Source organism: Cereibacter sp. Soil_C_27 (assembly GCF_057657095.1).
Genome location: NZ_JBDGJD010000001.1, coordinates 1,255,595 through 1,276,124, shown reverse-complemented (window position 1 = coordinate 1,276,124; position 20,530 = coordinate 1,255,595). Strand labels below are relative to the sequence as shown.

Annotated in this window: 22 protein-coding genes; 5 read left to right on the top strand and 17 right to left on the bottom strand. The window is 68.3% G+C overall.

Annotated elements, in window-relative coordinates; all coding sequences use genetic code 11:
- From AC3A5Z_RS06265 to AC3A5Z_RS06235, 7 genes are all read right to left on the bottom strand, one after another.
- Complete coding sequence (locus tag AC3A5Z_RS06265; RefSeq protein ID WP_487518485.1) at positions 1-1,158, bottom strand: M20 aminoacylase family protein; 1,158 nt, start codon at positions 1,156-1,158, stop codon at positions 1-3.
- Positions 1,159-1,192: 34 nt separating this feature from the next.
- Complete coding sequence (locus AC3A5Z_RS06260) at positions 1,193-2,539, bottom strand: NAD(P)/FAD-dependent oxidoreductase (RefSeq protein ID WP_487518484.1); 1,347 nt, start codon at positions 2,537-2,539, stop codon at positions 1,193-1,195.
- Positions 2,539-3,714, bottom strand: coding sequence for an acetylornithine deacetylase (argE, locus tag AC3A5Z_RS06255; RefSeq protein WP_487518483.1), 1,176 nt, complete (start codon positions 3,712-3,714; stop codon positions 2,539-2,541). The genes AC3A5Z_RS06260 and argE overlap by 1 nt, the downstream gene beginning before the upstream one ends.
- A 202-nt stretch (positions 3,715-3,916) precedes the next feature.
- Entirely contained in the window at positions 3,917-5,197 is a 1,281-nt protein-coding gene (locus AC3A5Z_RS06250) for a DUF3422 family protein (protein WP_487518482.1), read from the bottom strand.
- 179 nt (positions 5,198-5,376) lie between these two features.
- On the bottom strand, positions 5,377-6,816 hold the full coding sequence (locus AC3A5Z_RS06245; protein WP_487518481.1) for an NAD(P)(+) transhydrogenase (Re/Si-specific) subunit beta: 1,440 nt from the start codon (positions 6,814-6,816) through the stop codon (positions 5,377-5,379).
- 10 nt (positions 6,817-6,826) lie between these two features.
- Positions 6,827-8,398: a Re/Si-specific NAD(P)(+) transhydrogenase subunit alpha gene (locus AC3A5Z_RS06240; protein WP_487518480.1), complete on the bottom strand. Its 1,572-nt coding sequence runs from the start codon at positions 8,396-8,398 to the stop codon at positions 6,827-6,829.
- Positions 8,399-8,532: 134 nt separating this feature from the next.
- Positions 8,533-8,976, bottom strand: a complete 444-nt coding sequence (locus AC3A5Z_RS06235; protein ID WP_487518479.1) for a methyltransferase family protein — start codon at positions 8,974-8,976, stop codon at positions 8,533-8,535.
- Positions 8,977-9,110: 134 nt separating this feature from the next.
- On the opposite strand from AC3A5Z_RS06235, the gene kynU reads away from it, so the two are divergent.
- A complete protein-coding gene (gene kynU / locus AC3A5Z_RS06230) occupies positions 9,111-10,304 on the top strand; it encodes a kynureninase (RefSeq protein ID WP_487518478.1) in 1,194 nt (397 codons plus the stop codon).
- 161 nt (positions 10,305-10,465) lie between these two features.
- Entirely contained in the window at positions 10,466-11,530 is a 1,065-nt protein-coding gene (locus tag AC3A5Z_RS06225; RefSeq protein WP_487518477.1) for a L,D-transpeptidase, read from the top strand.
- A 77-nt stretch (positions 11,531-11,607) separates the two neighbouring features.
- Here the strand turns inward: AC3A5Z_RS06225 and AC3A5Z_RS06220 are convergent, their stop codons facing one another.
- Positions 11,608-12,423 (bottom strand): gamma-glutamyl-gamma-aminobutyrate hydrolase family protein, encoded by an 816-nt coding sequence (locus AC3A5Z_RS06220; protein ID WP_487518476.1) that lies wholly within the window; start codon positions 12,421-12,423, stop codon positions 11,608-11,610.
- Positions 12,424-12,643: 220 nt separating this feature from the next.
- Here AC3A5Z_RS06220 and copM point away from each other — a divergent pair, with 220 nt between their 5' ends.
- Positions 12,644-13,000 (top strand): CopM family metallochaperone, encoded by a 357-nt coding sequence (gene copM, locus AC3A5Z_RS06215; protein ID WP_487518475.1) that lies wholly within the window; start codon positions 12,644-12,646, stop codon positions 12,998-13,000.
- Positions 13,001-13,006: 6 nt separating this feature from the next.
- Here the strand turns inward: copM and AC3A5Z_RS06210 are convergent, their stop codons facing one another.
- The 9 genes from AC3A5Z_RS06210 to yajC are packed head-to-tail and all read right to left on the bottom strand — an operon-like array spanning position 13,007 to position 19,134.
- Entirely contained in the window at positions 13,007-13,540 is a 534-nt protein-coding gene (locus tag AC3A5Z_RS06210; protein ID WP_487518474.1) for a DsbE family thiol:disulfide interchange protein, read from the bottom strand.
- Positions 13,533-13,694: a heme exporter protein CcmD gene (gene ccmD, locus AC3A5Z_RS06205; RefSeq protein WP_487518473.1), complete on the bottom strand. Its 162-nt coding sequence runs from the start codon at positions 13,692-13,694 to the stop codon at positions 13,533-13,535. Before ccmD ends, AC3A5Z_RS06210 begins: the two co-directional genes overlap by 8 nt.
- A complete protein-coding gene (locus tag AC3A5Z_RS06200; RefSeq protein WP_487518472.1) occupies positions 13,691-14,419 on the bottom strand; it encodes a heme ABC transporter permease in 729 nt (242 codons plus the stop codon). The genes ccmD and AC3A5Z_RS06200 overlap by 4 nt, the downstream gene beginning before the upstream one ends.
- Positions 14,420-14,471: 52 nt before the next feature.
- Positions 14,472-15,128 (bottom strand): heme exporter protein CcmB, encoded by a 657-nt coding sequence (gene ccmB, locus AC3A5Z_RS06195; protein WP_487518471.1) that lies wholly within the window; start codon positions 15,126-15,128, stop codon positions 14,472-14,474.
- A complete protein-coding gene (ccmA, locus tag AC3A5Z_RS06190) occupies positions 15,125-15,751 on the bottom strand; it encodes a heme ABC exporter ATP-binding protein CcmA (RefSeq protein ID WP_487518470.1) in 627 nt (208 codons plus the stop codon). The genes ccmB and ccmA overlap by 4 nt, the downstream gene beginning before the upstream one ends.
- A gap of 37 nt (positions 15,752-15,788) precedes the next feature.
- Positions 15,789-16,142, bottom strand: coding sequence for an Mth938-like domain-containing protein (locus AC3A5Z_RS06185; protein WP_487518469.1), 354 nt, complete (start codon positions 16,140-16,142; stop codon positions 15,789-15,791).
- Positions 16,143-16,152: 10 nt separating this feature from the next.
- A complete protein-coding gene (secF, locus tag AC3A5Z_RS06180; RefSeq protein WP_487518468.1) occupies positions 16,153-17,121 on the bottom strand; it encodes a protein translocase subunit SecF in 969 nt (322 codons plus the stop codon).
- Positions 17,122-17,131: 10 nt separating this feature from the next.
- Complete coding sequence (gene secD / locus AC3A5Z_RS06175) at positions 17,132-18,799, bottom strand: protein translocase subunit SecD (RefSeq protein ID WP_487518467.1); 1,668 nt, start codon at positions 18,797-18,799, stop codon at positions 17,132-17,134.
- A 14-nt stretch (positions 18,800-18,813) separates the two neighbouring features.
- Complete coding sequence (yajC, locus tag AC3A5Z_RS06170; RefSeq protein ID WP_487518466.1) at positions 18,814-19,134, bottom strand: preprotein translocase subunit YajC; 321 nt, start codon at positions 19,132-19,134, stop codon at positions 18,814-18,816.
- Positions 19,135-19,441: 307 nt separating this feature from the next.
- Between yajC and AC3A5Z_RS06165 the strand changes: the two genes are divergently transcribed.
- Positions 19,442-19,609: a hypothetical protein gene (locus tag AC3A5Z_RS06165; RefSeq protein WP_487518465.1), complete on the top strand. Its 168-nt coding sequence runs from the start codon at positions 19,442-19,444 to the stop codon at positions 19,607-19,609.
- 98 nt (positions 19,610-19,707) lie between these two features.
- Complete coding sequence (locus tag AC3A5Z_RS06160; protein ID WP_487518464.1) at positions 19,708-20,511, top strand: sensor histidine kinase; 804 nt, start codon at positions 19,708-19,710, stop codon at positions 20,509-20,511.
- Positions 20,512-20,530: the final 19 nt, after the last annotated feature.

Genomic DNA, 20,530 nt, shown 5'->3' with positions numbered 1-20,530 from the left:
TCAGGCTCTCCCCCGCGCTTCCACCATTCCGGCATACCAGCTCGCGCCAAGGGGGATGGCGCTGTCGTCGAAGACATAGGCCGGGTGATGCACCATCGCCGTGTCGCCATTGCCGAGGAAGATATAGGCCCCCGGCCGCTCGTTCAGCATGAAGGAGAAATCCTCGGCCCCCATCATCGGCGCCGTGTCGGTCTCCACACCCCCCGCGATGCCCGCCGCGACCTCGGCGGCAAAGCGCGTGTTCTCCACCGCATTCACCGTCACCGGATAGCCGCGGCGATAGACCACCTCGGCTCGCGCGCCCAGAGCGGCGGCCGTGCCGGTGACGATCTCGCCCACCCGCCGCTCGACGTACTCCTGCACGGCGGGGTCCATGCTGCGCGCCGTGCCGCGCATCTTCACCACCTGCGGGATCACGTTATGCGCCGTGCTGTCGGTCGAGACGGTGCAGACCGAGACCACCACCTGCGCCAGCGGGTCCACCCCGCGTGAGGCGATGGTCTGCAAGGCCAGCACGATCTGCGCAGAGACAACCACCGGGTCGATGCAGTCCTGCGGCTTGGCGGCGTGACCGCCCTTCCCCGTCACCGTGATGTCGAACTGGTCCGCCGCCGCCATGATCGCCCCGGGCCGGATCGCGAAGCTGCCGAGCGGGATGCCCGGCATGTTGTGCATGCCGTAGACCTCCTCGATGCCGAAACGGTCGAGAAGCCCGTCCTCGACCATCGCCCGCCCGCCGCCGCCGCCCTCCTCGGCCGGCTGGAAGATCACCACCGCCGTCCCCTCGAAGCCGCGCGTCTCGGCCAGATATTTCGCGGCTCCGAGCAGCATCGCCGTATGCCCGTCATGACCGCAGGCGTGCATCCGCCCCGGCACGGTGGAGGCATAGGCCACCCCGCTCTGCTCGTGGATCGGCAGCGCGTCCATGTCGGCCCTGAGCCCGATCACCCGCCCCGGCCCGCGCCCGCGGATCACGCCCACGACGCCGGTGCGCCCGATCCCCTCCACCACCTCGTCGCAGCCGAAGTCGCGCAGCAGTCCGGCCACCTTCCCCGCCGTGCGCTGCACCTCGTAAAGGAGCTCCGGATGGGCATGGAAATCGTGCCGCCAGGCGGTGATCTCGGGCAGCAGCTCGGCGAAACGGTTCTTGATCGGCATGGGTCTGTCCTGCGGAAGGTCTCTTGGATGGCGGTTACAGCGACGGCCCGAGGATGATCTCGGAGCCATCGGTGAAACGCGACAGGCGGAAGCGGCTGAGGTCGTGCCCCACGGCATTGCCGGTGACGAGATCGGCCACCACCCGCCCGATGCCGGGACCGATGCCGAAACCGTGCCCGCTCATCCCCGTCGCGATGGTCAGCCCCGGCACGGTCGGCGCGCGGTCGATCACCGGCACGACATCGGGCATGGTGTCGATCATCCCGGCCCAGACCGCCCGCAGCTTCGGCCGCCCGAGCCCGGGGAAAGCCTTGGCGAAGGCCGCCTGCGTGCGCGAGATCGTCGCCATGTTGGGCTGCGGGTTCAGCACCCGGATCGCCTCGAAGGGCGAGGCCCGGTCGGCATCCCAGCGCCGCGGCGTCGTCCAGCCATCGGGATAGCCCTTCGGTGCGGCGGCGCGGAAGTGGGTGGACTTGCGGTCCTTGCGGAAGACCTTGAGATATTTCGTGGCATGGCGCAGCGCGTCGGGGCCGAGGAAGAAATCGTGCTCGGCGCCGGGCGCAAGGCTCAAGCCGCCATCCTCGCGGCGGCGGAAGGCGAAATCGTCGGCCGCCGCCCCGCCGGGAAAGATCTCGGCCATCGGCTCGGTCGCCGCCACCGAAGCCAGCACCGACAGCTGCGGAATGTCCACCCCATGCGCCCGGGCAAAGAGCGAGGACCACGCGCCTCCCGCCAGCACCACCTGATCGCAGGCGATGCGGCCCTGTTCCGTCACCACCCCGGCCACCTTTCCGGCCTTCAGGTCCAGCGCCCGCACCGCGCAATCCTCGATCACCGTCACCCCGCGCGCGATGGCCCCCTCGACCAGCGCCGGCACCGCGACCCAGGGCTCCGCCCGCGCATCCGACGCGGTGAAAAGCGCCCCCGGCCAGCCCGCCGCCGACCCGGCCAGCTTCGCCGCGACCTCGCGACCGCTCAGCAGCCGGCTGTCCACCCCGTTGGCCTGCGCATGCGGCAGCCAGCCCTCGTAGCCCGCGATGGCGCTCTCCGACCCCGCCAGATACAGCACGCCGGTCTGGTGAAAGCCCAGCCGGTCCCCGAACTGCTGTGCCAGCCCCTGCCACAGCCGCAGGCTCTCCACCATGATCGGCAGTTCCGCGGCATCGCGGCCCTGCTGGCGGATCCAGCCCCAGTTGCGGCTCGACTGCTCGCCCGCGATCCGGCCCTTCTCGCAGAGCGTGACGCGCATGCCGCGCTCGGCCAGAAACCACGCGGTCATCACCCCGACCACGCCGCCGCCGATCACCACCACATCGCAGGCAGGGGGCAGCGGCGCGGTGAAGCGGGCGGGAACGGCCATCGAGATAGGGAAGTGCAGCATCAGGCAGGGTCTTTCGTGGCAAGGTCTTGGATCAGACGGTCGAGGAAAGCCTCGCCCGCCTCGAATTGCGCCAGTTCGAGGTATTCGTCCGGCTGATGCGCCTGCGCGATGTCGCCCGGGCCGCAGACCACCGCCGAATAGCCTTCGGCCTGAAACTGCCCGGCCTCGGTGCCATAGCTCACCACCCGCGTGGCATTGTCGCCCGTCAGGCGCCGCACCAGAGCCTCGGCAGGGCCATCGGTCTCGGGGCTCAGCGGCGGCACGTCGAAGATCGGCTCCATCGTAATCCCGGCGTCGGGATGCACCGCCTGCATCTCGGCCTCCAGCCGCGCCGCCTCGGCTTTCAGCGCGTCGATCCAGTCAGACGGGCTTTCATCCGGGACGACACGGAAGGAAAAGCCGAAGCGGCATTCGGCGGCGGTGATGTTCTCGGCGGTCCCGCCCGAGATCGTGCCGACATGCAGCGTCGTCCAGGGCGGATCGAAGAGGCCCGCCACCGCAGAGGGCTCTTTGGCCCGGTTCTGCTCGTTCATCCGGTTGGCCCAGTCGATCAGCCGGGCACCCGACATGATCGCATTGACCCCCTTGTGCAGCAGGGAGGAATGCACCTCATGGCCGCGCACCAGCACCCGGAAGGCGGGGCTGCCCTTGTGCGCCGTCACCACCTGCATCCGTGACGGCTCGCCGACGATGACCGAGGCGGCCTTCGGCAGACGCCGCGCCATCTCGGCGATCATCGCCGGGGCGCCGGTGCAGCCGAACTCCTCGTCATAGCTCAGCGCCAGCTGCAGCGGCAGGCGGAGCCCCGCCTCCTGCGCCCGCGGCAGCGCCGCCAGCGCCAGCGCCACGAACCCCTTCATGTCGCAGGTGCCGCGCCCGTAAAGCCGCCCCTCCCGCTCCGTCACCGTCCAGGGGTCCGAGGACCAGGCCTGCCCGTCCACCGGCACCACATCGCTGTGCCCCGACAGCACGACACCCCCCGGCACCTCCGGCCCGACATGGGCATAGAGCCCGGCCTTGGTCCGCTCGGCATTCCAGACCCGGTAGGCGGTGATGCCGAAACCGTCGAGATACTCCTCCACCCAATCGACCAGAGCCAGATTGCTGTCACGGCTCACCGTGGGAAAGGCCACCAGACGGTCGAGGATCTGGCGCGGGCTGAGCATGGTGGGCATGGGCGGTCTCCTCGTGAAGCCCGCAGCGTGGCCGGGGCATCCGGCAAGGTCAAGGGGAGGCGCCGGGAGAGGGGCGGTCTTCCCCTCCCCGCCGGGCCCTGACGGGCGTGCTCCGCTGAAAATCGTCCAGCGGACGATTTTCCGGGCGCTCATCACCCCCCCGAGGATAGTCCTCGATAGAAAAAGGGAAGAACCGAGGGCCCTAGTGCATCTTCCTGTGGATGCGCCGCACCATCAGCCAGACAAGCAGCATGACCAGCGGGGTCAGAACGGCCGTGGCCACCCCCTTGCTGATCCCCAGAGGCTCGGTCGCGGGATAGGCGACATAGGTCGCGAGATTCACCGCGTAATAGCTGATCGCCACCACCGACAGCCCCTCGACCGTGCGTTGCAGCTGCAGCTGCGTGTCCGCGCGCCGGTCCATGCTTTCGAGCAGCTTCTGGTTCTGCGCCGAGCGTTCGACATCGACCCGCGTGCGCAACAGTTCCGCGGCGCGCTGCGCCCGTTCGGCCATGTTGCGCAAGCGCGCGTCTGCGGATTTCACCGTGCGCATCGCCGGATCGTAGCGGCGCATCATGAATTCGGCGAAGGTCTGGCGCCCGCTGATCCGCTCCTCGCGCAGCGCGTCGATGCGCTGGTTGACGATGGCCTCATAGGCCCCGGTCGCGCCGAAGCGGAAGGTGAACTGCACGGCGAGGCTTTCGAGCTCGGCCGAGATCTTCAGGAGTTCATGCAGCGCGGTCTCGGGCGACTGGGCGCTCTGGTCGAGACCGGTCACCAGCGACGAAAGCTGCGGATCGAGCGCGTTCAGCCGCTTGTTCAGCTGCCTGGCCCGCATCAGCCCCAGCATCGACATCGAGCGGTAGGTCTCGATCTCGCAGAGCCGCGTCACGATCCGCCCGATCCGCCGCGGCCCGGTGCCGGGGCGGACGAAGACGGCAAAGCGCATGTGCCCGGCCGGGTCGATGCGGAAATCCCCCGCCACGATCGCCGCGCCGTCGATGATGCGCGAACAGGCGAGGCTTTCGGCCACGAACCAGTCTTCGATCTTCTCCACCAGCGCGCGGTCGTCCTCGGGCATCATCTCGATGCGGATCAGCACAGAGGACATGCGCTTTCCCGGGGTGCGCGCCAGCCAGTCCTCGGGCAGGATATCGGCCTTGGCCGGGTCGAAGGCCCGCTCGGCCAGACCGGGGACATAGGCGGTGTAGGTCACGAATTCGGTATGGCTCTCCCAGCGCAGGTCGGCGCGGCCGATGGTGCCGGCGAAATGCGTCGCCTCGGGCGGCGGATGCGCGGTGCCGTTGCGGTCCAGAAGCTCCAGCAGATGCGCCCGCTCCGCCGCGCGGTCGCGGTTGGCGGCATCGACCGGCTCCTTGAAGGTGACATAGACCGCGTGACAGGGCGCCTCCAGCGCCGGAAACGGCCGCGCGTGGAGTTCGTTGACGAGCGGGTAGCGTAGCGGGTGGTCTTCGACGGACATCTCGGGCTCCGATCCAATGCCCCGAGGGTAGTGGCGCGACCGGAGGGCGGAAAGCGGATTTGCCCGCCCCGGGCGGCGGGACGCGGGAATACATCGGCATACTGGCAGCGATGCCGCAACCCGAAATGCAAACGCCCCGCCGGAGGGGCGGGGCGTTGCTTCGGCATCAAGCGCCGGCGTCAGTCGATCATCGGCAGCAGGCTGTCGAGCGACTTCTTGGCGTCGCCGTAGAACATCCGCGTGTTCTCCTTGTAAAACAGCGGGTTCTCGATGCCGGAATAGCCGGTGCCCTGCCCGCGCTTGGACACGAACACCTGCTTGGCTTTCCAGACCTCCAGCACCGGCATCCCGGCGATGGGCGAGTTCGGGTCTTCCTGCGCCGCCGGATTGACGATGTCGTTGGAGCCGATGACGATGGCGACGTCGGTCGAGGGGAAATCCTCGTTGATCTCGTCCATCTCCATCACGATGTCATAGGGCACCTTGGCCTCGGCCAGGAGAACGTTCATGTGCCCCGGCAGACGGCCCGCGACCGGGTGGATGGCGAAGCGCACGGTCTTGCCCTTGGCGCGCAGCTTGCGCGTCAGTTCCGACACCGACTGCTGCGCCTGCGCCACGGCCATGCCGTAGCCCGGCACGATGATGACCGAATCCGCATCGTTCAGCGCGGCGGCTACGCCCTCGGCATCGATGGCGATCTGCTCGCCCGCGATCTCCATCGCCGGGCCCGTCGTGCCGCCGAAGCCGCCGAGGATCACCGAGATGAACGAGCGGTTCATCGCCTTGCACATGATGTAGCTCAGGATCGCGCCCGACGAACCGACCAGCGCGCCGGTGACGATCAGGAGGTCATTGCCCAGCGTGAAGCCGATCGCCGCCGCCGCCCAGCCCGAGTAGCTGTTCAGCATCGACACCACCACCGGCATGTCGGCGCCGCCGATGCCCATGATCAGATGCCAGCCGATGAAGCCCGCGATCAGCGTCATCAAGAGCAGCGTCCAGACGCCCGCGCCGTTGAAATAGATCACCAGCAGCACGAGCGAGGCGACGAGCGCCGCCGCGTTGATCATATGCCCGCCCGGCAGCTTCTTCGGCTTGCCGTCGACCTTGCCCGCCAGCTTGCCGAAGGCCACCACCGAGCCGGTGAAGGTCACGGCGCCGATGAAGATGCCGAGGAAGACCTCGACCTTCAGGATCGAGATCTCCACCCCGGTCTTGTGCGCCAGCACGGCGGCGAAACCGGCGAGGTTGGTCATGTCGAGCCCGGCCGCCTTCTGCGCCATCACCGAGGACAGCTCGAGCTGCGCGTTCAGACCGATGAACACCGCGGCAAGGCCGACGAAGCTGTGCAGCGCCGCCACCAGCTGCGGCATTTCGGTCATCTCGACCTTCTTGGCGACATACCAGCCCGCCACCGACCCGGCGAGGATCATCACCGCGATGATGACGTAATGCCCCATGCCCGGCCCGAAGACCGTCGCCGCCACGGCCAAAGCCATGCCGACGATGCCGTACCAGACGGCGCGCTTGGCGCTCTCCTGCCCCGAAAGGCCGCCGAGCGAGAGGATGAAGAGGATGGCCGCGGCGATATAGGCGGCGGATGTCAGTCCGATGCTCATCGGGGCCTCCTTAGGATTTCTGGAACATGGCAAGCATCCGGCGCGTGACCAGGAAGCCGCCGACGATGTTGATCGAGGCGATCAGCACCGAGATTGCCGCAAGGATCACGACCAGCCAGTTGCCCGAGCCGATCTGCAGCAGAGCGCCGAGGATGACGATGCCCGAGATGGCATTGGTCACCGCCATCAGCGGCGTGTGCAGGCTGTGCGAGACGTTCCAGATCACCTGGAAGCCGATGAAGCAGGACAGCGCGAAGACGATGAAATGCGACATGAAGCTCGCGGGGGCATAGATCCCCACCAGCATCAGGAGCGCCGTGCCCACGGCCAGCAGCGTGACCTGGCTCACCGTCGCCTTGCGGAAGGCGGCAGTCTCCTTGGCGCGTTTCTCCGCCGGCGTCAGCTCCTTGGCCTTCTCCTTGGGTTTCTGCGCCGCGATGGCCGCGATCTTCGGCGGCGGCGGCGGGAAGGTGATCGCGCCGTCATGCGTCACGGTCGCGCCGCGGATCACGTCATCCTCCATGTTCTGCACGATCACCCCGTCCTTCTTGGGCGTGAGATCGGTCAGCATGTGGCGGATGTTGGTCGAGTAGAGCGTCGAGGATTGCGCCGCCATCCGCGAGGGATAGTCGGTGTAGCCGACGACGGTCACGCCATTGGGGCTGACCACCTTCTCGTCCGGCACCGTCAGGTCGCAGTTGCCGCCACGCTCGGCGGCAAGGTCGATGACCACCGAGCCGGGCTTCATCAGCGACACCATGTCGGCGAGCCACAGCTTCGGTGCGGGGCGGCCCGGGATCAGCGCCGTGGTGATGACGATGTCCATCTCCGGCGCCAGCGCGCGGAACTTCTCCAGCTGCTTCTCGCGGAACTCGGGGGAGGACGGCGCGGCATAGCCACCCGTGGCGGCCCCGTCCTGCGCCTCGGCGAAGTCGAGATAGACGAATTCCGCGCCCATCGATTCGATCTGCTCGGCCACTTCGGGCCGCACGTCGAAGGCATAGGTGATCGCGCCGAGGCTCGTCGCCGTGCCGATGGCGGCCAGACCCGCCACACCGGCGCCGACCACCAGCACCTTGGCCGGGGGCACCTTGCCCGCCGCAGTCACCTGTCCGGTGAAGAACCGCCCGAAGTTGGCCCCCGCCTCGATCACCGCGCGGTAGCCCGCGATATTGGCCATTGACGACAGCGCATCCATCTTCTGCGCCCGGCTGATGCGCGGCACCATGTCCATGGCGATGACCGTGGCGCCCTTGGCCTTGCACTGCTCCAGAAGCTCGGCATTCTGCGCCGGCCAGAAGAACGAGATCAGCGTCTGGCCCGCGCGCAGCATCTCCGCCTCGGCAGGCTCCGGCCCGCGCACCTTCACCACCACATCGGCGGCGTCATAGAGCGCCTGAGCCGAAGGCAGGACCGTCACGCCGGCAGCGGAATAGCTCTCGTCGGAGAACCCGGCCTTCGCCCCCGCCTCGGTCTCGATGACACAGGTGTGGCCCAGCTTCTGCAGTTGCAGGGCCGAGTCGGGCGTCATGGCGACCCGCGCCTCGCCCGCGAAAATCTCTTTGGCTGCTCCGATCTTCAACAGTCTCTCCCCCTCTGGCGATGCCGCGCGGCACCGGATCAACATGCCGTGCTGTTAAACACCGCGAAAGAAAATATCACAAGCCGCTAGCGACGCTGCGTCAAAGTGCGGCCCGGAGGGCTGTTGCCGAAAGATCAGAGCCAGCGGCGCGTGCGAAGGCACCAGTCCGCGAAGTCCGGACCGAAGGCCGCGGCCAGCTTCGCCTCCTCCGGCAGGATGAAGCGCCGCGTCAGCACCGCCATCAGCACCGGCAGCATCACGAGCCCCAGCGGCGCGTCGATCCAGAGCGTGATGCCCAGAACCACCAGCACGTCGCCCAGATAGATCGGGTTGCGCGACCAGCGGAACACGCCGCCCGTCACCAGCGCCGAGGGCGCGCGATGCGGGATCACCGTGGTCGCCGCCGCCCGCATCCGCATGACCGCCGCCAGCATCAGCCCGAGCCCGGCCAGCACTGCCGCAGCCCCGACGACCCGCCCGGCCATGCCGAAGAGATCGAGCGGCAGCATCCGGTCCAGCGCCAGCACCGACCCGAGGCACAGCAGCGTCCAGAGCGGCGGAAGGTCGAAGACTTTCATTGGCACCCTCACCCAAAACCCCTGCCCGCAGGGATGCCATGCCGCCCCGCGCCGGAAAAGCCCGTTCTTCGCGCTTGAACCCGGCCCGGCTTCCTCGCTATCCCGCGACGGGGCACCCCCCGGAGGAGAGACAGATGACCGATTTCGCCGCAACCCGCGCCATGTTCGACCTGCCCGAGGGGGTGATCTACCTCGACGGCAACTCGCTGGGGCCGCTGCCGCGCGCCGCCAAGGCCCGGGTGGCCGAGACCGTGGCGGCGGAATGGGGCCAGATGCTGATCACCGGCTGGAACAAGGCGGGCTGGATGGCCCAGCCGATGCGGCTCGGCGACCGGATCGGCCGGCTGGTGGGCGCCGAGCCGGGCACGGTGGTGGTGGGCGACACGCTGTCGATCAAGGTCTTTCAGGCGCTGGCCTCGGCAGTGCAGCTGCGCCTCGACCGCAAGGTGATCCTGTCCGACACCGGCAACTTCCCCTCCGATCTCTACATGGCCGACGGGCTCTGCCGGATGCTGGGTCAGGGCTACAGCCTGCGCACCGTCGCCCCCGAAGCGGTCGAGGCAGCGATCGACGACAGCGTGGCGGCGATCCTGATCACCGAGGTGGATTACCGCACCGGGCGGCGGCACGACATGGCGCGGCTGACGGCAAAGGCCCATGCGGCGGGGGCGCTGGCGATCTGGGATCTGGCGCATTCGGCCGGGGCCGTCCCGGTCGATCTGGCCGGGGGCGGCGCCGACTTCGCCGCGGGCTGCAGCTACAAGTACCTCAACGGCGGCCCCGGCGCGCCGGCCTTCATCTATGTCGCCCCGCGCCACGCCGAAGCCGCCCTGCCGGCACTCTCGGGCTGGCTCGGCCATGCGGCGCCCTTCGCCTTCGATCTCGACTACCGCCCCGGGCCCGGTATCGAGCGGATGCGCGTCGGCACCCCGCCGGTGATCCAGATGGCGGCGCTGGAGGCGGCGCTCGACGTCTGGGACGGTGTCGAGATGGCCGATCTGCGGGCAAAATCGCTGGACCTCGGCGATCTCTTCATCAAGGGCGTCGAGGCCGCCTGCCCCATGCTCACCCTCGCCACCCCCCGCGCCCACGACCAGCGTGGCTCGCAGGTCAGCTTCCGCCACCCCGAGGGCTATGCCATCATGCAGGCGCTGATCGCCCGCGGCGTGATCGGCGACTTCCGCGCCCCCGACATCCTGCGCTTCGGCTTCACCCCGCTCTACATCGGCGCGGAGGAGGTGAGCCGCGCGGTGGAGATCCTCGCCGAGGTCATGGCCGGCGGGCTCTGGGACCGGGCAAAGTATCGCCAGCGCGCCGCGGTGACCTGAGCCGGGCAAGCAGCAGCCCAAGGGCCGTTTGCCGCAGGGTTTTCGCCAAAGCCTGCACAAAACCGTAGATGTCAGGCTTTGACCATGGCGCGAGGATGGTCTAGCCTGCGCATTCAGGCAATCCGGCGGCTCCAAGACCGCCCGCAGGCAGGAATGACGGAATGCAAGGCATCGGCATGAAACTGGCCTCGGCCGCGATGGTGGCTCTGATGCTGGGGGCCTGCGTGCCCGATCCGGCGATGGTCGAAGCGGGTCTGGCCAAGCCCCCCGCCCCGCAACTGATCCCCGACGTCTATGCGGCCCGCGCCGACGGCACCTTCACCGTGCCCGCCGTGCCGGTCGACAAGGTGCCGGTGCAGTATCAGCGCCAGTCGGTCTATTTCCCGACCGAGGAAGCGCCGGGCACCGTGATCATCAACCCGCAGGCCCGGCTGCTGCATCTGGTGACCGGCAAGAACCAGGCGATCCGCTATGGCATCTCGGTGGGCGCCGCCGGCTTCGAATGGTCGGGCGAGGCGATCATCGCCAACCGCCGCCACTGGCCGACCTGGACCCCCCCGCCGGAGATGATCGAGCGCAAGCCGCAGCTGGCGAAATGGGAAAAGGGCCAGCCCGGCGGGCCGACCAACCCGCTCGGCGCCCGCGCGCTCTATCTCGAGACCAACGGCCGCGACTACGGCTACCGCATCCACGGCACGCCGGAATGGCAGTCGATCGGCAGCAATGCCTCCTCGGGCTGCATCCGCATGATCAATCAGGACGTGATGGATCTCTACGAGCGGGTGCCGGACGGGGCGAAGGTGATCGTGATGACCCGCGACGGCCAGATGCCGACCGGCCTCACCCTGCCGCCGCCCGCGCCGAAAAAGCCGAAGCCGGCGGTGGTCGCCGCCGTCGAGCCGGTCGAGAAGGTCGTGGTGCCCTCGGGGCTGAGCAACCTGCCGATGCTCTCGCCGATGGGCGCCGCCGCCGGTGCGCCGGTCGTGACCGCCCCGGCTGCCGCGACGCCCGAAGCCGCGGCCCCTGCCCCCGCAGCCGAAACACCTGCTGCCGAGACACCTGCCGCCGACACGCCGCCGACCGCGCTCGACACGCCTCCGGCAGCGACGCCTGCCCCGGTCACCCCGGCTCCGGCAGCCCCGGCCCCTCAGGCCGAAGCCCCCGCCGCCCCGGCGCCGGTGCTGCCCACGCCGGGCACCACCACCGGGGCCACCGGCTCGCTCTGACAAAAGAACGGCCCGCCTCATTGGCGGGCCGTTTCAGTTTCGGGCCCACGCGCTGGCGGATCCCCTTCCAGACAGGATCAGGCGCTGAGCCGGGCCGGGGCCACCCCATGCGCCCAGTCACGCACCGCATCGCCGAAGGCCGAGAACAGCGGTCGCGACACCGGGTCTGAGGCCGCGTTCCATTCCGGGTGCCACTGCACCGACAGGGTGAAGCCCGGCGCGTCCTTCACGTAGATCGCTTCCGGCGTGCCATCCGGCGCCGTGCCATCGACGACGATCCGCCCGCCCGGCCGGTTGATCCCCTGCCCGTGCAGCGTGTTGGTCATCACCTCTTCCGCGCCCATCAGCCGATGGAACACCCCACCGCTGGAAAACTTCACCGGATGGCGCAGGGCGAATTTTTCCTCGATCGTGCCATCGGGCGGCATGCGGTGGTTCATCCGCCCCGGCAGGTCGCGGATCTCGGGGAAGAGCGTGCCCCCCATCGCCACGTTCACCTCCTGAAAGCCGCGGCAGATGCCGAAGAAGGGCTGGCCGCGCTCGACGCAGGCCCGCACCAGCGGCAGGGTGATCGCATCGCGCGCCCGCTCGAAGGAGCCATGCGCCGGGGTTTCGTCCTCGCCATATTCCGACGGGTGCACATTGGGCCGCCCCCCGGTCAGCAGGAAGCCGTCGCAGAGCTCCAGAAGCTCGGCCACCGAGACGAAATTCGGATCGGTCGGGATGATCAGCGGCAGGCAGCCCGAGACGAGCGCCACGGCTTCGGTGTTCATCGTGCCGCCGGCATGAACCGGGTAGGTTTCGTTCAGAAGCGTCATGTTGCCGATGATGCCGACGACAGGACGGCGGGTGGAGAGGCAGTGCATGGCGGGGCCGGTATGAGAGGAGTGCATCGTTAAAGAATAGGGTCTTGTGACGCTTCGGTGAAGGGGCAATGCGGATCTGCTCCGCTCGTGACTGCACAGACTGCCTGCGGAATGTGCAACAAGGCCGCGGTCTGGCCGCAGCAAGGCGCTGCCGCGCTGCCCTGTCGCAGGGCTCTCACGCCGCTGTGACTTGCCTTCCCGCCACCGGAAGGCCCGATCAGGAGGCATCCCAATCAGGAGCCTGCACATGACCCTTCTCCGCCTCACCCTCGCCGCCCTCGCCCTCGGCGCCGCCCCGGCCTTCGCCCAGGGGATGGACCACTCGGCCCACGGCATGACGGGCGACGACAGCCCGGCGACCATGGCCTACCGCGAGGCCAACGAGGCCATGCACGGCGCGATGGCCATTCCCTACAGCGGCGATGCCGATGTCGATTTCATCCGGGGCATGATCCCGCACCACGAGGGTGCCGTGGCCATGGCCCGCATCGTCCTCGAACACGGCAGCGACCCCGAGGTGCGCAAGCTGGCCGAGGAGATCGTCGCCGCGCAAGAGAAGGAGATCGCCTTCATGCAGGACTGGCTCGCCCGCCACCCGCAGTAAGGACCCTCAGTTCCCCGCGGCTTCGGCCAGCGCCGGGCGGATCGTGTCGTTCAGCGACCGCTCGGTGATCGGCCCGGCAAAGCGCAGAACGATCTTGCCCTCGCCGTCGATCACATAGGTCTCGGGCACGCCATAGACGCCCCAATCCAGCGCCATCCGCCCCGAGGCATCGGCGCCCATCCCGGCGAAGGGGTTGCCCAGCTCGTCGAGGAAGCCCATCGCGTTCTCGGGCTTGTCCTTGTAGTTCACCCCGAGGATCGGAATGCCTTCCGCCGCCAGCGCGGTCAGCGAGGGATGCTCGGCCCGGCAGGGCGCGCACCAGCTCGCCCAGTAGTTCACCAGCTTCACCCCAGGCGCACGCAGGCTCTCGTCGGTGAAGGGCGCCTCCGGCCCCAACGGCTCCAGCTGCACCGCAGGCGCCGCCTTGCCGGTCAAGACCGAGGGCAGCCCGTCCGGGTCGTCGCGCTGCATGCCGATGTAGAACATCGCCGCCAGCCCGGCGAAGATCACCGGGGGGGCCAGCATCAGAACCTTAGCCATTCCGTTTCGCCTGCCGTTCTTCCAGATCGCGCAATATCCGGCGCACCCGCGCACCGCGCCAGAGGCTCGCGCCGATCAGCACGAGGATCAGCCCGATGCTGGCCCCGTAGGCCGTCAGCACCGCAGCCGCGTATTTGCCGAGATCGGGCATCATGCCATCCGGTCCCGCGCCAGCAGCGCCTGCACCCGGCGCACGCGGATCTCGGTCCGGGTGCGGAGCAGCACCAGTGTCACGAACAGCGCGACGAAGCCCGCAATGCACAGGAGCAGCGGAAAATAGAACACATCCGACACGTTCTCTTCCTTGTCGAGGCTCAGCGAGGCGCCCTGATGCAGCCCCTGATTCCAGAAGTTCACCGCATAGCGGCTCAGAAGCGCGAAGACCGAGCCCACGAGGCAGAGCACCGAGGTGAGATCCGCCGCCGTATCCGGCGTGTCGATCGCCTGCCAGAGCGCGATATAGCCCAGATAGAACAGCCCGAGGATCAGGAACGAGGTCAGCCGCGGGTCCCAGGCCCACCAGGTCCCCCACATCGGCTGGCCCCAGACCGCGCCGGTCACCAGCGCCACCAGCGTGAAGGTCAGCCCGATCGGCGCCGCGGCCTTGGCCGCCAGCGCCGAGACATGGTGCCGCCGGATCAGCCAGATCAGCGAGGTCACCAGCATCATCAGCCAGGCATTGATTGCCATCAGCGCGGCGGGCACATGCAGGTAGATGATCTTGACGGTGGAGCCCTGCTTGTAGTCGTCAGGGGTGAAGAAGAAGCCCCAGACCAGCCCCGTCGCAAGGCAGATCACGGTCAGTGCGCTCACCCAGGGAAGGGCGGCGGCGGAGGTCGTCATGAACCTCTTCGGATTGGCATATTCCCAGATCGACATGGCGTTCCGACTAGGGCCTCCCGGCTTCTGATGCAAGCCTAGCATGCTGCTTTCACCGAAGGTTGACGCGGATTGCCGCAGCAGAGGCGAAGGGCAGCAATGCCGTCACGCCCAGCGTCAGACCGGCCAGCAGCAACAGCGGCGCGCCGACCTCCAGCCCCGCCGCGCCGCGCTTCACCACCTCGGCGCCGAAGATCAGCGTCGGCACATACAGCGGCAGCACCAGCAGGCTCAGAAGCAGCCCGCCGCGCTTCAGCCCCACGGTCAGCGCCGCGCCGAAAGCGCCGATCACCGACAGCGCCGGGGTGCCGAGCGCCAGCGAGGCGACGAGCCAGAGATAGCCCTGCGGCGGCAGGTTCAAAAGCAGCGCCAGCACCGGCGAGGCCAGCGTCAGCGGCAGGCCGGTGACCGCCCAATGCGCCAGCGATTTCACCGCAACGGCCCCCTCCAGCGGCATCGGCGCCGTGGCCAGAAGATCGAGCGAGCCATCCTCGAAATCGAGCGCGAAGATCCGGTCCAGCGACAGAAGGCAGGCGAGCAGCGCGCCGACCCAGAGGATCCCCGGCGCGATCTTCGCCAGCGTCGCAGGCTCCGGCCCGACGCCCAGCGGCACCAGCACCGCCACCAGCAAAAAGAAGGCCAGCCCGAGACCGAAGCCGCCGCCGGCCCGGATCGCCAGCCGCAGGTCGCGCAGCAGAAGGGCGATCATGCGAAATCCCCGCCGAACGGATCGTCGGCCGCCAACTCGGGCCGCAGCTCGGCACGGAACGGCGTCAGGTCCAGCACCTCCGCCTCCAGCCCCAATTCGATATGCGTGGCAATCAGCGCCGAGCCGCCCTCGGCCAGATGCGCCCGCACCACATCGCCGAAGAGCGCCACCGAGGCCGCGTCGAGCGAGACGGTGGGCTCGTCCAGCATCCAGAGGGGCCGCCCCGTCACCAAGAGCCGCGCGAGGCCCAGCCGGCGTTTCTGCCCGGCGCTCAGGTTCTGCGCCTGCCGGTCGGCCAGCGCGCCGAGGTTCATCCGCGCCACGGCCCCCGCCACGTCGCGCGTGCCGTAGACCGCAGCCCAGAAGCTCAGGTTCTCGGTGACCGTCAGCGTCGCCTTCAGCCCGTCGGCATGGGCGGCATAGGCGATGACCTCCGGCGGCATCGAGATCCGCCCCGCCACCGCCGGCTGCAACCCGGCCAGCGTGCGCAGAAGCGTCGTCTTGCCGATGCCGTTCGGCCCGCGCAGGATCAGCGCCCGCCCCGCGCCGAGCGTGAAGCCCACACGCTCCAGCACGGTGACGCCGCCACGGGCGCAGGCAAGGTCGGTGACTGTCAGGTCCATCGCCCTGCCCTAGCGCATCTTTTTCGTTACGGGAAGCTCAGACCGGCAGCAGCAGGACGGCGATCCGCCGCCCCTCCGACAAGAGCACGTTGTAGGTCCGGCAGGCCGCGGGCGAGGACATCACCTCCACCCCCATGCCCGCCGCCTCCATCGTGTCGCGGAATGCCTTCGGTGCATGGGCGACATCGCCGCCCATCCCGACAAAGAGAACGTCGATCCGCCCCTTCAGCGCCAGGGGCGTCTCGGTATCCTCGAGCCCGCCCCAGGTCCCCGCCCCCCAGGGCGAGATCAGGCAGGCGCCCTCCAGCCGCTGACCGCCGATGCGGAAGAAGCCCGGGCCGTAGCCCTCGATCGGCATGGCCTCGTCATAGGTGATTTCGGTCAGCTGCACCGCCGCCTCCTCAGTTCTCCGCCTCGGCAAAGCGCGTGCCCGCAGCCGAGTCCTGCTTCGGCCCACTCCGGTCCACGCCCAGCATCAGCACGATGTTCTTGGCGACATAGAGCGTCGAATAGGTCCCGACCACCACGCCGAACATCATCGCAAAGACGAAGCCGCGCAGCACGTCGCCGCCGAAGACCAAAAGCGAGGTCAGCGCGATCAGCGTCGTCAGCGCCGTCATGATCGTCCGGCTCAGCGTCTCGTTCGTGGTCAGGTTCATCAGGTCGCGCAGCGGCATCTTCTTGTATTTCGGCAGGTTCTCTCGAAGCCTGTCGAAGATCACCACCGTGTCGTTCACCGAATAGCCGAGGATGGTCAGCAGCGCCGCCACGATGGTCAGGTCGAACTTCAGCTGGAAGACCGCGAAGATCCCCACCGTCAGCAGCACGTCATGGATCAGCGCCGCCACCGTCCCCACGGCGAACTGCCACTCGAACCGCAGCCAGACATAGATCCAGATCCCCGCCGACCCCGCCGCCACCGCCAGGAGCGCCGACCAGATCAGCTCGGCCGACACCTTCGGCCCCACCGATTCCACCGACGGGAAGGTGATCGCCGGATCGACCGCCCTGAGCGCCGTCTCGATCGCGCCGATCACCTCGGGCGTGATCGCCTCGTCGCCGTCCTGCGCCTCGATGCGGATCATCGCGACATGCTGATCCGGCCCGAAGGTCGGGTCGAACACCTCCGAGATGGTCACGTCGCCCAGATCCAGCGTCTGCATCGCGTCGCGATAGGTGCCGACATCCACCGCCTGCGTCGACTCGGTGCGGATCGTCGTGCCGCCGCGGAAGTCGATGCCGAAGTTCAGCCCGAACACCGCCACCGCCAGCAGCGACAGGACCATCGCCACCACCGAGGCGCCGAAGGTGACATATTGCCAGCGGAAGAAGTCGATGCTGGTCTTTTCGGGAACGAGTTTCAGACGCATGGGTCTTCCCTTACACGACGATGGACTTGGGGCGCCGGAACGCCAGCCAGGTCGCGATGATGAGCCGGGTCACGTAGACGGCGGTGAACATCGAGGTCAGCACCCCGATCCCCAGCGTCACGGCAAAGCCGCGCACCGGACCCGAGCCGATCCAGAACATGATGACCGCCGTCAGGATCGCCGTGATGTTGCTGTCGACGATGGCCGACAGCGCCTTGTCGAAGCCGATCTCGATCGCCCGCGCCGGTCCCTTGCCCTGCCGGATCTCCTCGCGGATACGCTCGAAGATCAGCACGTTGGCATCGACTGCCATGCCCATGGTCAGCACGATGCCGGCGATCCCGGGCAGCGTCAACGTTGCCCCGATCACCGACAGAAGCGCGAAGATCATGGCGATGTTGATCGCCAGCGCCACATTGGCCATCATGCCGAACCAGCCGTAGCAGGCGACCATGAACAGCACGACCGCGATCATCCCGATCACCGAGGCACGCGACCCCGCATCGATGCTGTCCTGCCCCAGTTCCGGCCCGATGGTCCGCTCTTCCAGCCAGGTCATCTCGGCGGGCAGCGCGCCCGCGCGCAGCAGGATCGCCAGCTCCGACGACTCCTCGACCGTGAAGCTGCCGGTGATGATGCCCGATCCGCCCGGGATATGGCTCTGGATCACCGGGGCCGAGATCACCTCGCCGTCGAGCACGATGGCGAAGGGGGCGCCGATGTTGTTGGCGGTGTAGTCGCCGAACCGGCGCGCGCCGGTCGGATCGAAGCGGAAGCTGACCGCCGGGCGGTTGTTCTGGTCGAAGGCGGGCTGCGCATCGACCAGATCCTCGCCGGTGACGACCGGCGTGTTCTCGATGATGTAATAGGCGCCCGGCTCGTCTGCGGCGGGCAGCAGCAGGTTGCGCGGCCCGGGGTTGGCCCCGGCGTCGGTGGTGCGGTTGACCACCGGATTGAAGGTGAGCTTGGCCGTTGTGCCGATCAGCGCCTTCAGATCCGCCGCCGAGCCGATGCCCGGCACCTGGATCAGGATGCGGTCATCGCCCTGCCGCTGGATCGTCGGCTCGCGCGTGCCCACCTCGTCCACCCGGCGACGGATGATCTCGAGGCTCTGCTGGATGGTGCGCGTGTCGGTCGCGGCGCGTTCGGCGGGCGACAGCTGCACGACGATCGTATCGCCCTCTGCCGTCACTTCCAGATCGTTCTGCCCCACCCCTGTCAGCGAGACCATCGGCTGGGCCAGCGCACGCACCGCCTCCAGCGCCTGCGGCATCGCCTCGGGGTTGGAGATCGCCACCCGCAGCACGCCGGGCGGCGAGGGCTGGCGGCGGACGTTGCCCACCGTGTCGCGCAGCGGACGCAGCGCATCGCGCACGTCCGGCCACATGGCGTCGATCCGGTTGGCATAGACATCGGCGACCTGGACTTCCGCCAGCAGATGCGCCCCGCCCCGCAGGTCGAGGCCGAGGTTCACCAGCTCCGACGGAAGCCAGCTGGGCCATTGGGCCACTGCCGCTTCCTGTTCGGCAGTGGCGGTGCCACCGGCCACCTCGATGGCCGCGACCGCATCGTTATGACCCTCCACCCGCGTATAGAACATGTTCGGCACGGCATAGGCGATGCCGAGGGCGCAGATCGCCCAGATCAGAAGGCGTTTCCAGAGCGGGATGTAGATCATCGGTCAGGTCCGGTTCAGGCGGCGGGTTCGGTCTTGGACATGACTTGCACGATGGTGGCTTTCATCACCCGCACCTTCACGCCCTCGGCAATCTCGACTTCGACGACGCCGTCCTCATGGACCTTGGCGACCTTGCCGATGATGCCGCCGCCGGTCACGACCTGATCGCCGCGACGCAGCGCCTCGACCATGAGCTTGTGCTCTTTCAACTTCTTCTGCTGCGGACGGATCAGCAGGAAATACATGATCGCGAAGATCAGGATCAGCGGCACGAAACTGGTGAAAGCGCCGGCAGCGCCACCGGCGGCCTGTGCATAAGCGGGGGTCACAAACATGAATCGTCCTCTTGGTTCACCGGGGTTTCCCCCCGAAATTCGGTGGCGCACCCTATCCACGGGGGGATTGGAAGGCAAGCGAACCCCTGTGGATCTACAATCCCCGCTGGCGCAACGGAAGTCACGGATGCGACAACGCGGCGGCGGCTTCCGCAAAACAAACCTGCGCGCTGCGGCGAAGCGTGGTAGACCGTAGCTGCATCTTGCGTCCCTTCCCTGCAGTTCGACTCCTTCTGCGGCGGCCCCGGAGTCTCCGGCGCCTGCTGCGCGTGTCCCATTTTGTGCGTTTGCGCAGGAAGACCTTCAAATGCCCGCGTCGCCCTCGCCTGCCGATCTCTCCGTGGATCTGGCGCTCGCCGTCATCCTGACCTCGGATGCGCCGCTGTTGCTCCTGAACAGCGATCTGGCGGTTGTCGCCGCCAGCCGCTCCTTCTGCCGCGCCTTCCGCATCGACCCGATTCTATCACCGGGCTGAAGGTCTCGGCGCTGGGGAGCGGCGAATGGGATAACCCCCAGCTCGAGTCGCTGCTGCAGGTCACCGCCTCCGGTGCAGCGGCGGTGGAGGATTACGAGATGGACCTGCGCCGGCCCGGCCAGCCGATCCGCAAGCTTCTGGTGAATGCGCATCGGCTGGAACAGGGCAGCGAGGGCCGGACGCTGGTGCTCCTCTCCGTCTCCGACCAGACCGAGGCGAGGGCCCGCGATGCCCACAACGCGGATCTGATGCGCGACAAGGCCACGCTGATGGCCGAATTGCAGCACCGCGTCGCCAACAGCCTGCAGATCATCGCCAGCGTGCTGATGCAGAGCGCCAAGCGGGTGCAATCCGATGAACCCCGCACCCATCTCTATGACGCGCACAACCGGGTGATGTCGGTCGCAGCCCTGCAATCGCAGCTCTCCGCGGCGCAGGTCGAGGATGTGGAGCTGCGGCCCTATTTCACCAATCTCTGCCGCAGCATCGGCTCCTCGATGATCCGCGACCGCGACTCGGTGATCCTCGAAGCCGTGGTCGATGGCAGCGTGGTGAAGGCCGAAGTCTCGCTGAACCTCGGGCTGATCGTCACCGAGCTGGTGATCAATGCCCTGAAACACGCCTTCCCCGGGCAGCGCAGCGGACGCATCACCCTCGATTTCCGCTCCGAGGGCGAAGACTGGACGCTGACCGTCACCGACGACGGCATCGGCATGCCCGGCAGCGCCGCGGACGCCAAGCCCGGCCTCGGCACCAGCATCGTCAAGGCGCTGATCACCCAGCTCGACGCGACCGTCGGCACCGCCGATGCCGGCCCCGGCACCCTCGTCACGGTCCGGCACCGCGCCTCGGACAGTGCGTTCCGGGCGCCGGGCGCCGCCGCAGCGAAGAAAGCAGTCTGACCCGCAGCCGATGCGGCAG